14 protein-coding genes and 3 pseudogenes are annotated in these 12928 nt (G+C 66.6%); 12 read left to right on the top strand and 5 right to left on the bottom strand.

The window, feature by feature from the left end; all coding sequences use genetic code 11:
- Positions 1 to 150: 150 nt before the first annotated feature.
- The 6 genes and pseudogenes from D187_RS49085 (at position 151) to D187_RS49060 (ending at position 6037) form a co-directional block, all read left to right on the top strand.
- The gene (locus D187_RS49085) at positions 151 to 345 is read left to right on the top strand and encodes a GrpB family protein (RefSeq protein ID WP_002632036.1); all 195 of its coding nucleotides are present in this window, start codon (positions 151 to 153) and stop codon (positions 343 to 345) included.
- Positions 346 to 786: 441 nt separating this feature from the next.
- Positions 787 to 1635 (top strand): helix-turn-helix transcriptional regulator, encoded by an 849-nt coding sequence (locus tag D187_RS49080; protein ID WP_020918798.1) that lies wholly within the window; start codon positions 787 to 789, stop codon positions 1633 to 1635.
- A 333-nt stretch (positions 1636 to 1968) separates the two neighbouring features.
- On the top strand, positions 1969 to 2994 hold the full coding sequence (locus D187_RS49075; protein WP_002632034.1) for an aldo/keto reductase: 1026 nt from the start codon (positions 1969 to 1971) through the stop codon (positions 2992 to 2994).
- A 204-nt stretch (positions 2995 to 3198) separates the two neighbouring features.
- On the top strand, positions 3199 to 4188 hold the full coding sequence (locus D187_RS49070; RefSeq protein ID WP_002632033.1) for an aldo/keto reductase: 990 nt from the start codon (positions 3199 to 3201) through the stop codon (positions 4186 to 4188).
- 648 nt (positions 4189 to 4836) lie between these two features.
- Positions 4837 to 5016 (top strand): annotated as a pseudogene (locus D187_RS59675) (hypothetical protein); the annotation flags it as partial.
- A gap of 280 nt (positions 5017 to 5296) precedes the next feature.
- Complete coding sequence (locus D187_RS49060) at positions 5297 to 6037, top strand: CTP synthase C-terminal region-related (seleno)protein (protein WP_020918795.1); 741 nt, start codon at positions 5297 to 5299, stop codon at positions 6035 to 6037.
- Positions 6038 to 6206: 169 nt separating this feature from the next.
- On the opposite strand, the pseudogene D187_RS49055 reads toward D187_RS49060, so the two are convergent.
- Together D187_RS49055 and D187_RS56265 are read right to left on the bottom strand one after the other, a co-directional pair.
- A pseudogene (locus tag D187_RS49055) lies at positions 6207 to 6599 on the bottom strand (NAD(P)H-binding protein); the annotation flags it as partial.
- Positions 6600 to 6720: 121 nt separating this feature from the next.
- Entirely contained in the window at positions 6721 to 7038 is a 318-nt protein-coding gene (locus D187_RS56265; RefSeq protein WP_155894108.1) for a hypothetical protein, read from the bottom strand.
- A gap of 617 nt (positions 7039 to 7655) precedes the next feature.
- Between D187_RS56265 and D187_RS56260 the strand changes: the two genes are divergently transcribed.
- Both D187_RS56260 and D187_RS56255 read left to right on the top strand, forming a co-directional pair.
- The gene (locus tag D187_RS56260; RefSeq protein WP_155894107.1) at positions 7656 to 8231 is read left to right on the top strand and encodes a hypothetical protein; all 576 of its coding nucleotides are present in this window, start codon (positions 7656 to 7658) and stop codon (positions 8229 to 8231) included.
- 240 nt (positions 8232 to 8471) lie between these two features.
- Positions 8472 to 8576, top strand: a pseudogene (locus D187_RS56255) (IS5/IS1182 family transposase); the annotation flags it as partial.
- On the opposite strand, the gene D187_RS49050 reads toward D187_RS56255, so the two are convergent.
- Both D187_RS49050 and D187_RS53525 read right to left on the bottom strand, forming a co-directional pair.
- Positions 8577 to 9536: a hypothetical protein gene (locus tag D187_RS49050; RefSeq protein WP_051256872.1), complete on the bottom strand. Its 960-nt coding sequence runs from the start codon at positions 9534 to 9536 to the stop codon at positions 8577 to 8579.
- A gap of 124 nt (positions 9537 to 9660) precedes the next feature.
- On the bottom strand, positions 9661 to 9765 hold the full coding sequence (locus D187_RS53525) for a winged helix-turn-helix transcriptional regulator (protein WP_281171842.1): 105 nt from the start codon (positions 9763 to 9765) through the stop codon (positions 9661 to 9663).
- 33 nt (positions 9766 to 9798) lie between these two features.
- Here D187_RS53525 and D187_RS56250 point away from each other — a divergent pair, with 33 nt between their 5' ends.
- A complete protein-coding gene (locus D187_RS56250) occupies positions 9799 to 10203 on the top strand; it encodes an aldo/keto reductase (RefSeq protein WP_368665068.1) in 405 nt (134 codons plus the stop codon).
- Between the two features lie 117 nt (positions 10204 to 10320).
- Here D187_RS56250 and D187_RS53520 read toward each other — a convergent pair whose 3' ends face one another.
- Positions 10321 to 10587, bottom strand: a complete 267-nt coding sequence (locus D187_RS53520; RefSeq protein ID WP_281171844.1) for a Y-family DNA polymerase — start codon at positions 10585 to 10587, stop codon at positions 10321 to 10323.
- Between the two features lie 309 nt (positions 10588 to 10896).
- Here D187_RS53520 and D187_RS49035 point away from each other — a divergent pair, with 309 nt between their 5' ends.
- Genes D187_RS49035 through D187_RS49025 form a run of 3 tightly spaced genes read left to right on the top strand, consistent with a single transcriptional unit; the run spans position 10897 to position 12890 of the window.
- Complete coding sequence (locus D187_RS49035) at positions 10897 to 11331, top strand: MarR family winged helix-turn-helix transcriptional regulator (RefSeq protein ID WP_002632020.1); 435 nt, start codon at positions 10897 to 10899, stop codon at positions 11329 to 11331.
- Positions 11332 to 11352: 21 nt separating this feature from the next.
- On the top strand, positions 11353 to 12081 hold the full coding sequence (locus tag D187_RS49030) for a nitroreductase (protein WP_002632018.1): 729 nt from the start codon (positions 11353 to 11355) through the stop codon (positions 12079 to 12081).
- Positions 12082 to 12113: 32 nt separating this feature from the next.
- Complete coding sequence (locus tag D187_RS49025) at positions 12114 to 12890, top strand: NADPH-dependent F420 reductase (protein ID WP_281171843.1); 777 nt, start codon at positions 12114 to 12116, stop codon at positions 12888 to 12890.
- Positions 12891 to 12928: the final 38 nt, after the last annotated feature.

Genomic DNA, 12928 nt, shown 5'->3' with positions numbered 1-12928 from the left:
TGCTCGGAACAATCCAGGCGCGTCTGGCTTGCCCGCCGTGGGGGCGTCCAGGCTCCGAGACGGCTGGACGCGCGGGTAGCGCCTTGTTCCATGTGGACGTATGGCTCGAGGACGACACCCGGAAGAATCGGGTGGTGCTGTGAGGACTTCATGTTCGAGACGGTGACTCGCATCGGCCCCTACGTGCGTGACGGGCTTGCCTGCCGGCCGTATGACGCGCGCGGGGTGGAGGTGGCCCGGCGCGTGGGCGACGAGGTGCGCAGGTTCCTGCCCGCGGTGACGGTGGAGCACATTGGGAGCACCTCGGTGCCGGACTGCGAGGGCAAGGGGGTGCACCTGGGGTAGCCCCCGGCGAGTGCGCACCTGGCCCCTGCGCGAGGGCCGCCCCAGAGCGCGGGGTGTTGAAGCTCGAGCCGCCACAGCCAGCCAAGAGAGCCAGGCCCCTGCCGCGCCCCTCCTGGGAAGGCGGCTGGGCTGGGCAGGCGTGTGTCTGCTGGAGATGAAAGGCTTCTGCGCCGGCCCGGCGTGCGGCTCATGGGCTCCCCGTCCGCGTCCCTCACCTCCCGCTCTGCTCCCGCCCGCTACGCCCAAGCGGGCTCCTGTCCTTCCTATGCTCATTCACGGGGTCACCGGCGGAGGTGAGGCGCGCGGCGCGCTAGTGGAGTGTCCGCGAAGTTCTTGGACATAGTCGTCGAAGGCCCAGCGCCCGGACTCCTGCGCCGGGAACAGTACGGGCTCCGCGACTCTGTCCAACGATTTGCCGGACACTCCACTAGACTGCGGCCCGTGACCGCCGCGTCCCTGTCGTCTCCGCGCTCCGAGCTGGGGCACTTTCTCCGGACCCGCCGGGCGCGGCTGCGGCCGTCCGATGTGGGGCTGCCCGAGGGCGCGCGGCGGCGCACGCCGGGGCTGCGGCGCGAGGAGGTCGCGCAGCTCGCCGACGTGGGGGTGAGCTGGTACACGTGGCTCGAGCAGGGGCGCGACATCCATGTGTCCGAGCCGTTCCTCGAGCGGCTGGCGCAGGCGCTGCGGCTGACTCCGACCGAGCGAGCGCACCTGTTTGCGCTCGCCCAGGGGCGGCCGGCGGCGAGCCCGCTGATCGCCCCGGCCGGCGTGAGCGAGGCGCTGCAGCGGGTGCTCGACGTGCACCCGTTCCCGGCGCTCGTGGCCACGATGCGCTGGGATTACCTCGCCTGGAACACGGCCGCGGTGAGGCTCTACGGAGATTTCTCAAAGCTCACGCCCGCGCTCCGCAACGGGCTCTGGAGACTGTTCACCGACCCGGACAGGCGCCGCATGATACCCGCCTGGGAGCAGAACGCGCGAGCCAGCGTGCAGCGCTTTCGCCTCGACGCGGCGCGCTCGGCCGACCGCTCGGCCTTCGACGAGCTGGCGGCCGCGCTGTCGCGGGTGAGCCCCGAGTTCGCCCGCTGGTGGGGCGACCATGACGTGGTCGAGGTGGGCGAGGGCTCGAAGGAATTGCTCCATTCGGACGTGGGGCTCGTGCGCTTCGATTACGTGACGCTCACGCAGGCGGAGCCCGACGGGCGCGTGCTTCGTGTCACGTTCTACTCACCGCAGGCTGGCGAGAGCGAGGAGCGCACGAGGCGACTCTTCGGGCCGATCACAAGGTGAACGGCGCGCCGGTCCAGCGCTCGCTCACCGCCCAGAGCCGATCGGCCGTGTCGGCGCGGTGCGCGAAGAACGGGTCGTCAAGGTCGACGCCCGAGCGCAGGTGGCCGCGCGAGGTGAGGGCGACGACGCGGGCGCCGTGGGCCTGGCGCAGCGCGGGCCAGAGGTCCGCGAGGACCGCGGGCTAAAGAAGCCCTCATCAGCTACGCCTTCAGTCTGGTGGTGGCAGTCCCAGGATAAAATCTCCCTCTGGCAACCTTTCACGCCGGTCGTATCGTGAGCGCCGTGAGCAGGCCGACCGGGGCGTCCGGTGGCCTGCGTTCAGGAGAATTTCGCATGCGTTATAGACTGTTCGGCCGCACTGGCCTTTACGTCTCGGAACTCTGTTTCGGAGCGATGACATTCGGCGGGAAGGGCTTCTACGAGCCCATTGGTCAGACGGCCCAGGCCGAGGCCGACGAGCTCGTGTCAATCTCGCTCGAGAGCGGCATCAATTTCTTCGACACCGCTGACGTCTACTCCGAGGGCGAGTCCGAGAAGATCCTCGGCAAGGCCCTCGGCGCGCGCCGCAAAGACGTCGTGCTCGCCACGAAGGTGCGCGGCAAGGTCGGCACGGGTCCGAACCAGCAGGGCCTCTCCCGCGCTCACATCATGAGCGCCATCGAGGGCAGCCTGAAGCGCCTCGGGACCGACTGGGTCGATCTCTACCAGATTCACGGCTTCGACCCGGTGACCCCCTTCGACGAGACGCTGCGCGCCCTCGACGACGTTGTCCGTTCTGGCAAGGTGCGTTACGTCGGCTGCTCGAATCTCGCGGCATGGCAGCTCGCCAAGGCCAACGGCATCGCGGCGCGCCATGGTTGGGCTCGCTTCGAGTCATTGCAAGCCCACTACACGATCGCCACCCGCGATCTCGAACGCGAACTCGTGCCTCTACTGAACGACGCGCAGATGGGGCTCATGGTATGGAGCCCGCTCTCCGGGGGCCTGCTGTCCGGAAAGCATGGTCGTGACGGCAAAGGCCCTGACGGCTCGCGCCGAGCCAGCTTCGACTTCCCGCCCGTCAACAAGGACCGCGCCTTCGACTGCATCGACGCGATGCGGAAGATTGGCGACGCCAAGGGCGCGAGCGTCGCATGCGTCGCGCTTGCGTGGCTGCTCGCAAAGCCCCACGTCTCTGCGATCATTGTCGGCGCGAAGAACGAGGAGCAGCTCAGGGACAACCTGAAGGCGAGCGACTTCGTGCTCGACCCCGCCGAGCTCGCCGAGCTCGACAAGGTGAGCGCACTGCCCGCCGAATACCCGGGCTGGATGATCGAGTTCCTACGCAACCAAGGCAGAGCGCCGAAGAACGCTCGCTAACGTCAACTGTTGCCGTCTGGCGAGCCCTGAGGCCGTGCGCGGCCTCTCGCGCCTGGGAGGAGGGATCTATCACTCGGCGGGGTTCGGGGGGAGCGTTTGCCGATGACGGAGGAGAGCCAGGGTAATAGAAGAAACCTTATCGGACCGCGAATCGCTGCTTGTCCGTCCTATCGCCCTCGCGCGACACACAAAGGAGAATCGTAAATGCAAAAGCGCAAACTTGGAGAACTCGAAGTCTCTGCCATGGGCTTGGGCTGCATGGGTATGAGCTTCTTTTATGGCTCGCCGCCCGACTCGACAGAGATGACACAGTTGCTGCGCGCTGCAGTCGATCGTGGCGTGACTTTCTTTGACACTGCCGAAGTCTACGGCCCATTCCTCAATGAGGAGTTACTCGGTTCGGCGCTAGCGCCTGTACGCAACCAAGTTGTGATCGCAACGAAGTTTGGTATCAAGCACGGCGAGCACGGGCCAAGCCCGCTCTCGGGCGTCGACAGCCGGCCCGAACAGATCCGTCGAGTGACCGAAGCGTCGCTCAGGCGTCTTGGAACCGATTGCATCGACCTGCTTTACCAGCACCGTGTCGATCCGAACGTGCCTATCGAAGATGTAGCCGGGACAGTCAAAGACCTGATTACAGAGGGCAAGGTCAAGCACTTCGGTTTGTCAGAGGCCGGTGCGACGACCATTCGCCGCGCCCACGCCGTGCAACGTGTGACTGCGTTGCAGAGCGAATACTCGCTGTGGATGCGAGAGCACGAACTGGAAATCATTCCAACGCTTCAGGAGCTGGGTATCGGGTTTGTACCCTTCAGCCCGCTCGGCAAGGGTTTTCTTACTGGCAAAATGGACTTCACCACATCGTTGGCCGACAACGATCTACGCCGTCTGCTGCCCCGCTTTGCGCCCGAAGCCATGCGAGCCAACCAAGCGCTAGTCGACTTGCTCCAGCACATTGCTACCGCCAAACAGGCGACCCCGGCGCAGATCGCGCTTGCTTGGGTGCTGGCGCAGAAGCCGTGGTTTGTGCCGATCCCCGGCACCACCAAGCTGCATCGACTGGAAGAAAATCTGGGCGCTATCGACCTTGAGCTGACGTCTCGAGACCTGCAGAGCATCGAGGAAGCAGCCGCGCACATCCAGATCCAAGGAGCGCGCGTCCCAGAGAGCCTGCAGTCCCAATTCGGCCGATAGAGCTACAGAGCTATCCTGACGGCACCGAGGTTTTCTCCGGGATACACGTTGCGTGGTGTGCGGCCGATGCGGGACCTCCCCGTCGCTGTCGGGGCGCAGCACGTAGGGCCAAAAAGAAAGCGGCGGACCCCACATGGGATCCGCCGCGCGTTGGAGATGAAAAGCTTCTGCGCCGGCCCGGCGTGCGGCTCATGGGCTCCCCGTCAGCGTCCCTCACCTCCCGCTCTGCTCCCGCCCGCTACGCCCACGAGGGCTCCTGTCCTTCCTATGCTCCGGAAGCTGGCGCTCAGTGCCGAGGAGGGATTCGTACTCTCGCGCCTGGACGGGGCCACCCCGGCGAGGAACCTCCCTGCCCTGACGGGGCTGCCCGTGGAGCGGCTGAGGACCATCCTCACGCGACTCATTTCCGAGGGCGCCCTGCTCCCCGCCGTGGCCGCGAGCCCGGGTGGAGCCCCGGCCCCCGGAGCCCAGGCCGCCCGGCCGCCCGTGGCAGCCGCGGCTCCGGAGCACGGCAGGGGTCCCCTCCACACCGGCCCTACCGGCTCGGTGCAGGCCGCGAGTCCCCCTCACGGCCGCGCGCACCCGGCACGAGCCGTGAGCCATCCCCAGCCGGGAGCAGCCAGTGAGTTGGAGGAGGACCTCCCCACGCTGTGCGGGCGCACCTACCGCTCGCCGATGCTCATCCAGAACATCGCGCGCTGGAGCGCGGCGCCACCGGCCCTCATCGCGCACCTCCTGCGACAGGAAGCGGTCCGCCGCCAACCTCAACTGCGCACGCTCCTCACCCGCCACCCCAATGCCCCCGCGGACGCGAAGCGCGGCGCCTGAGTCAGGACGCGGTCCGGGTGCTCCCTTTCGCGCGTCCAACCTCCCGACATTTCCGAACAGCACGCTCCAGGTACTGCCCGGGCCCTCCCACTCCATTCCGTGTAATTCCCGTCCGCGTCCTGAATGAGTCACGTCTCGGAGGCGCCTTCGACGAGGGCGAATGGACGCGTGTCACTGAATCCTTGTCTCGCACACTCCGGGCTGCTATCCGCGAGGTCCCTGGCGCATCCCGCTCGCGCTGCTGTCGATTCCCGGAGCGGTCGAACTGTCAGGAGGAACCGTGAGCCACCCCGTCGTCCGTATCGGTCTCGTAGGAGACCGGAGTCCCGCCGTGCACGCGCATGCCGTCATCCCCGTGGCCCTGGAACTCGCGGGCCAGGCGCTGGGCATGTCCGCTGAGGTGACGTGGTTGGGCACGCGCCAGTTGGACGGCGCGAGCGGTGACACGCTCACCCCGTTCTCCGGAGTCTGGTGCGTGCCCGGCAGTCCGTACGAGAGCATGGACGGCGCGCTCGCGGCGATTCGCCTGGCGCGCGAGCAGGGCATCCCCTTCCTCGGCACCTGCGGAGGCTTCCAGCACGCGCTCATCGAGTTCGCGCGCCACGTGCTCGGCCTGAAGGACGCGGACCATGCCGAGTCCAACCCGGACGCGGCCATGCCCCTGGTCGGTGCCCTCTCCTGCTCGCTGGTAGGCGTGAAGGGCAAGGTCACCCTGAGCGCGGGCTCGCACGCGGCCAGGGCTTTCGGGCGCACCGAGTCCACCGAGGCCTACCACTGCAACTACGGACTCAACGCGCACTACCGGCACGTGCTCGACGGCTCCGCGCTGCGCGTCACCGGAGTGGACGAAGAGGGCGCCGCGCGCGTGGTGGAGCTCGCGGGGCATCCCTTCTTCCTGGCCACGCTGTTCCAGCCCGAGCGCAGCGCGAGCACCGGCCAGCCCCACCCGCTCATCCAGGCGTTCCTCGCGGCGGCCTCCGCCAGGCCAGCGCGGATGCAGTCCGTGAAGAGCGTCGGCTGATTCAGGGCACGAGCCCGGCCTCCCCCGGAACAGGGCGCAGTGGGGGCGGGAGCCGGTGGCGTTGACGCGCTTCAGCACCGGGGTGCCACGCCAATGGCGCCCGAGAGCCAGCGCGTTTCATGAGCCACCAGCGAGGCGGCTCGATGGAGCTTCAGCGCGGGAACGCCGCCGCCACCGCGGCCGCCGCGTAGTCCGCCCGGGCGGCCGCCGCGATACGGCCCTCGCCCGCGCTGCCCACGAGCGCGCCGTGCGCCAGCGCCGGCCCCAGGTTCTCGGTGTAGTTCTCGAAGTACCAGCCATCCCGCAGGAACACGAAGGGAACGCCGGACGCGCGGATGGCCTCCTCGGTGGTCTTGTGCTCTCCGGCCAGCAGCATGCGCGTCGTGTCCGCGTGCAGGATGCTCGTGTACACCAGCAGCCGGACCCCGGCCTTCTTCGCCGCGTCCACCACGGCCCGGTGCTGCGTGGCGCGCTGCCCCACCTCATTGGAAGAGATGAACAGCACCTTCTCCACCCCGGCCAGCGCCGGCCCGAGCGTCTCCGGCCGGCTGTAGTCCGCCCTCGGCGCTCCGCCCAGGCCTTCGCACAATAGAGATTGACGATACACCCCACATAGGTGTCCCGTCTGTCGAAAGCCTCGTCCTCCCCTGGAGTCATCGGTGCTTGAGGATCAGGCGGTGTCCTCACGAACCTTCCTCCACCATACGGTTCTGCCTGGCCCATTCATTCGCTGCTTGATTGTAGAGGTCCGCTGCATCACGTGGATACGTCTGCTCGTTGCAGGCGCTTTGGGAGAACAGGACGGCAACGCCCATGGCCGCCTCGCGTTGTTCCAATGCACGGGAGGGCTCGGCATTTGCCTTCATGAGCTTTTTATGTAGCCGAAACGCTCGCTGGATGGAGCAATACTCGAAATAGCGCGCAACGACGCATGCTCGGATGTCTGGATGGAGCCTGGCCATTGCTTCATGAAGTCGCGCCCCCCAGAGCGCGTGATTCATGGAGTCAGCACACCAACGCGTGGCCTCGGTGCTCTCGCCTTTCGGTGAGGGAAGTCGGACACCTGCCATCATGGCGGGCATATCATTGTAGTTCGGCCGTTTGACCGCTCCTACCTCATCCGCTGCCCAAAGGCCCGGCTCTGGCGTCGGTGGGAGGAGCCGCCGGTTCGGTGAGCGCTCCACCTGGACGCCTGGTGGTTGCCACGGCTGGCCGAGCGGTGACGCACCGGCACCCGCGGGGGTGTAGCCCGGGGAAGGTGTCAAAGGACTCGATCCGACACCTCGTCTCCTACGAATCGTCTGACACCCTTCCTCGGCTCATGGGCTCCCCGTCCGCGTCCCTCACCTCCCGCTCTGCTCCCGCCCGCTCCGCCCACGAGGGCTCCTGTCCTTCCTATGCTCGGCCCTGCGCGAGAAGGGCTGGAGCGACGAGGACCTCGAGCTCACGGTGTTCGAGGGGGCCCGGCACAACGAGGCCGCGTGAAGCGAGCGCTTCGGCGACGTGCTGCGCTTTCTCTACCCGGCCGGGTCCTGAACCCACCGGGCAGGACCCCGGGTGAATGGGTAGACTCCGCGACCGCCGCCAGGGATGTCCTCTGGGGCGTCTGGAGCCGTCCATGCGTCTGCCTCGAGGTCTTGTGAACGTTGTCTGGTCCGCCGTCTTCCTCCTCGCCCTTCCCCTCGCACGGGCCCAGGAGATGGCGTCCAGCGTCAGTGACTCCTCCGTCGAAGCCGCGGCCTCGGCCCCGACCTGCTGGCCGTCCGACAGCCCGTTGTCCTGCACGCAGCTGTGTCTGCTCAACGGGTATCCCAGCTGTGACTACTGCCATACGCCGTGCCCGCCGACCTGTCGGCCGCCCGATCAGGGCGGGTTGCAATGCATTCAGCTCTGTATGAACAACGGGTATCCCAGCTGTGATTACTGCAATACGCCGTGCGCCCCGACCTGCCGGCCGGCGAACCAGGGCGGGTTGCAATGCATGCAGCTCTGTATGAACAACGGGTATCCCAGCTGTGATTACTGCAACACGCCGTGCCCCCCGGCCTGCCGGCCGGCGAACCAGGGCGCGTTGCAGTGCATGCAGATCTGCACGAACAACGGGTACTCCAGCTGCAACTACTGCAACACGCCGTGCGCCTCCAGCGCGCTCCTCCAGGACACGGAGATGTCCACGGCCCTCGCCTGCCAGTAGTCATCACGCGCCTTCGGGCCAGAGGCGGGGCGTTTGAGCAGCGCTCAGCGCCGCGCCAGGGCGAGTGCGCCAAGCTCTGAATATGGGGCGCCCATCTGTCCGGGCCAGTCCATGCGCGTCCGTCCGGTTCGGTCCCCTTGGACCCCTGGCGGGGTGATAGGCGGCGAGCCCTTCGCCCCTCGTTCTGGCGCATGGGAACGACGCCTTGGTGATGCGCGGCACCGTGGAGTCCATGCCCCACGGCGTTGGGTGGTGGAACGGACCCACTCCTGGCTCACGAGCTTCCGCCGTCACCTGGTGCGCTGGGAGAAGCGTGAGGACACCTATCTGGTGATGCTGCACTTTCTAAGGCGTCTGCGACGGCTTGGCCGCGGCGCGGGCGAGCACGGCGTCGGCAACAGCGAAACGCGCCTGGACGGCGGGCGACCTCAACGGCTCTACCGTGACGACCGCGCGTCCCGTCGCATCGCGGACCTCAACGGTCAGCGGGATGTGCAACCGGCCCAGGTGGCTCCAGGCGGCCAACTCGGCCAGGTCCTCGCCGGCGGACGCGGTGGCATACAAGGACACGAACGGCGAGGCGCCGAGCGCCTTGTACAGCTCTGGGCTCTCGGCGAGCGGGATCGGTCGGCCCCGCCGATAGATCGTGACGCCCATTGGCCCGGTCGCATAGGGGGCGGCGAGGTCGCGGTAATCCACCCATAGGGCGCTGAACGGGCGCATATCCGTCGAAACGCCAAGGGTTCGGTCAACCACATGGGTCGCTTCGTGCAGAAGCAGATAGGTCAGGGCGGATGCACGGCCTGCCGAGAGACGGACGCTATAACCGGAGCCGTCATCGGTAAAAAGCATCGACTCCTTCTCTGTGAGAAATTCGCTGAGCGACTTGTCGAGCACGTCGGCGCGGATCGTGATGTCGAAGAGCGGTCCGCCGTCAGGACCGTCGTACGCGCGGGTCAGGGCGGTCCCTGCGCTTGACGGCGCGTCGATGAAGCTGAGCCGGGCGAGGCGTCGTTCGAGGACGTCCCGGTGCGGCGGAGGCAAGTCGGAGATGGCGCGTTCGACCAGCGTCCATTCCCGATCGGTGAGTTGGTGTGCGCTCGCGTTGACCGCACCGGCCTGCCGATAGGTCGCCACCGTCTCGTCATGCGGCGGCGCGATCCGGGCCCGGAGCGCCGAGGCTGTTCCACCGCCAACGTCCGCCGCCCGCTGGGTCAAGTTCGCCTGGACCTGGGCCGCGGCGCGGTCGCACCCGGCCATGCCGATCAGCGCTGGCACCATCGCCGTCAGCAACAGGGTTGGCATTCGCGGCTGTCTCGGCACGGCGGTTATCCTCTCTGTTGTGACGGGGACTTCGTCCGGGCCGCAATCCGGAAGCCAAACTGGCGGACCCGCATCGCGGCGGCGCCGGGCGGCGGCCGCCGATGTTTCAGGATTTCCCGGGTCGGCGTTCCGCCCATGCGAGAATGGCGTCTAGCCCGGGACAAAGCGTCTGGCCCCATTCGCTGAGACGATACTCCACCTTCGGCGGCACTTCAGGACAAATCAGAGACGGTGTCCAGAGACGGTGTCAAAGGACTCGAACCGGCGCCATCACGAGCGGCGCCTTCACTCCTATTTAGAGCGCTGTGATCCATCCAGCACGAAGTCGGCGGCGACGATGCAGGGCGGACTGCCGGTGGAGGACGAGTACCTCTACCGGGTGGTGGACGCGCTGGACGAGGTGGCCAAGGAGACGGGCAAGACGGTGCCGCAGATCGCCCTGAACTGGCTCTTGCAGCGGCCCACGGTGGCCAACGTCATCATCGGCGCGCGCAACGAGGAGCAGCTGCGGCAGAACCTCGGCGCCGTTGGCTGGAACCTGACGCCCGAGCAGGTGGCCCGGCTGGACGTCGCGAGCACCACGACGCTCGCCTACCCGTACTTCCACCAGCGCGGTTTCACCGAGCGCAATCCCTCTCCGGTGCGCTGAGCGGGGTGGGGGAGGGGGCGGCGGTGGCGTCGGTTGCCGCCTCTCCCAGTCGAGGTTGCCCGCCGCTTTGAGTCGAACCCACTCCTGACGGGGAGGCGTGGACTCCCACGATCTCCATCAGCCCATCCGGCTTCCGCCAGTCGGAGGCGAGCCTGATGAGGCGCTGGAGGTCTCCGGATTGGCGAGGCAGGCCTCGTCGAGCGAGAGCGGCTCGATGCGGTCGGTATGGCGAAGGCAGAGCTCGCGGCAGGCGTGGGCCACCGCGCGGTCGCGCGTGAAGTCGAGCGGGCCGAAGATCGCGTGCGGGCAGAGGCGTTCCGCGGTGACAGCGAGCATGGCCGAGCGGACGCCGGACCTGCGGGCTTCGTACGACGCCGCGAACACCACCGATCGGCTGCCGCATCAGGCCACCACGACGGGACGGCTGCGCAGGCTCGGATCGTCGCGCTGCTGCCGACCCATCTCCCTTGTGTCTCGCGCAGCTCCCTTCAGTGGTGTGCGAAGGGTTTTCACCGAGGGCACAAAGGGCGCCGAGGGTCCTTTCGACCCGGTGGTATTCGCAGGTGCCCCCTGCCTGACCCCTAAACCCATTGACTTATTATGTAGTGCGCTACATATTGATGAACAATGGGAAATAAGGTGGCTAAGGATGCAGGCGCAGGACTCAGGCGAGGCAGTGATGAGTGGCGTCGGGTGGGGGCGCAGCTCTCGTTCGCGCTGTACGGCGCCGCCAACCGGATCATTCGCCTTCACCGGCCCTTCTTGGAGCCTTTGGGGCTCACCTACCCGCAGTTTCTCGTCATGCTCGCGCTCTACGAGAGCGTTCCCCGAACGGTCGGAGAGCTGGGAAACGAGCTTGGCATGGACAACGGGACGCTGACGCCCCTGCTCAAGCGGCTCGTGAGCGCGGGGCTGGTGACCCGAACGAGGGACGAACGCGACGAGCGGCGCGTGTTGATCGCTCTCACCAAGGCGGGTGAGGGCCTCCGGGGGGCGGTGTGTTCCGTGCCGGAGAAGATCAAGACCGCCTGCAAGCTCTCCGACGAAGACATAATCGCCCTCCGCGACACCTTGAACGGTCTTGGCATCGCCCCTACGGACAACGCTTCCGAGCCCATCACCGACTAACGCTCATCAGGAGAATCAACGATGTCAATCACAGCACTGTCCACAAACGGTCTCGTCGAATCCAACGGCGGACCGTCGCAGACGCTCTCCTTCGAGGAGACGGTACGCACGCGCCGCTCGTTTCGCCAATTCTTGCCGACGCCCGTTCCCGACGCTCAGATCCTGCAGGTCTTGGAAGACGCGCAACGCTCTCCATCCAACTGCAACACGCAGCCGTGGAACACGCACATCGTCTCGGGCGAGAGGATCGCCGGGTTGGGTCGGTTGCTGACCGCGGAGAACGAGGCGCAGCGCTTCACGCCGGACTTCACCTTCGACATGGAGTGCTTCTACGGCGCGTACGGCGAGCGCCGACGCGCGCACGGGAAGACGTTCTACGAGGCGATGGGCGTGGCGCGCGAGGACCGGGCCGGTCGCGACAAGGCCTCCGCGAGCAACTACTCGTTCTTCGGCGCTCCGCACGCCGCCCTGCTGTTCATGCCGTCCTTCGGAGACAATGTGCGCGTCGCGGGCGACATTGGAATGTACGGCCAGACGTTCCTGCTGTCCTTGGCGGCTCGCGGTCTGGGAGGCATTCCGCAGACCTCCATCGGCTTCTTCGCGCAGACCATCCGCGAGTACCTCGGCATCTCCGACGAACTCAAGCTGATGTTCGCCATCTCCTTCGGCTATCCGGACTATTCGGCGCCGGTCAACGGCATTCGAATGGGGCGCGTGCCCGTCTCGGAGAGCGTGACCTTCCACAGGTAGGCAGCCGCCCACTCGAGCGCAAAGCAGTCCAGATTGACGAAGACAAAAGGAGAAAGCAGAACATGAAGATTGGAATCATCGGCGCCGGCTCCATTGGCAAGACCCTGGCGCGCAATCTGGCCGCGGCTGGCCATGACGTGAAGGTGGCCAACTCGCGCGGTCCGGAGACCATCGAGGCCGAGGCGCTGTCCACCGGAGCGCGCGCGGTCACCACGGCGGAGACCGTCGAGGGCGTCGACGTCGTGATCTTGTCGATTCCGCTTTTCAAGATGCCAACGCTCAAGCCTCTCATCTCCGCACTCCCGAGTGAGACCGTTGTTATCGACACATCGAACTACTACCCAGGGCGCGATAGCAGGATTGAAGCGCTCGATAAGGGGCAGGTGGAAAGCGAGTGGGTTCAAGAACAGATCGGCCACCCAATCGCGAAAGCGTGGAACATGATTCTTTCTGAATCACTAGCGGAGAAAAACCATCCGGCTGGACATCCCGACCGACTGGCGATCGCAGTCGCTGCCGACAGAGAGCGTGAGCAGAACATCGCAGCCGAACTCGTCGAGGCAACAGGCTTTGACGCTTACCACGCGGGCTCAATCGGCGATTCATGGAGATTTCAGCCAGGCGCACCCGGTTACTGCACTGAATTGAAACTCGGTGAGTTGCCAGCTGCGCTTGCGGTGACTGAACGCTCTCGCCTGCCCGCGCGCCGAGACTTTGCGATGGCGATCATCGGCGAGCGATTGAGCGACGGAAAGTCAGTTCTTGAACCGGGCTACATCGCTCGGCTGAACCGGCTTTTGTACACGTAACCCTCCATGCACGTCCCCAAGCGCTAGTGACCCACTCA

Origin of the sequence: Cystobacter fuscus DSM 2262 (assembly GCF_000335475.2) — a bacterium.
Classification (GTDB): domain Bacteria; phylum Myxococcota; class Myxococcia; order Myxococcales; family Myxococcaceae; genus Cystobacter; species Cystobacter fuscus.
The sequence above is the reverse complement of the archived record's forward strand: the minus strand, read 5'-3'. Positions and strand labels throughout refer to the sequence as shown.

What these genes read in the sequence shown, in the direction of transcription:
- D187_RS49070 (WP_002632033.1), top strand. Translation starts at nt 3,199, where the DNA reads ATGCAAAAGCGCAAACTTGGAGAACTCGAAGTCTCTGCCATGGGCTTG.
- D187_RS49075 (WP_002632034.1), top strand. Translation starts at nt 1,969, where the DNA reads ATGCGTTATAGACTGTTCGGCCGCACTGGCCTTTACGTCTCGGAACTC.
- D187_RS49030 (WP_002632018.1), top strand. Translation starts at nt 11,353, where the DNA reads ATGTCAATCACAGCACTGTCCACAAACGGTCTCGTCGAATCCAACGGC.
- D187_RS56260 (WP_155894107.1), top strand. Translation starts at nt 7,656, where the DNA reads ATGCGTCTGCCTCGAGGTCTTGTGAACGTTGTCTGGTCCGCCGTCTTC.
- D187_RS49085 (WP_002632036.1), top strand. Translation starts at nt 151, where the DNA reads ATGTTCGAGACGGTGACTCGCATCGGCCCCTACGTGCGTGACGGGCTT.
- D187_RS49050 (WP_051256872.1), bottom strand. Translation starts at nt 9,536, where the DNA reads ATGCCAACCCTGTTGCTGACGGCGATGGTGCCAGCGCTGATCGGCATG.
- D187_RS56265 (WP_155894108.1), bottom strand. Translation starts at nt 7,038, where the DNA reads ATGAATCACGCGCTCTGGGGGGCGCGACTTCATGAAGCAATGGCCAGG.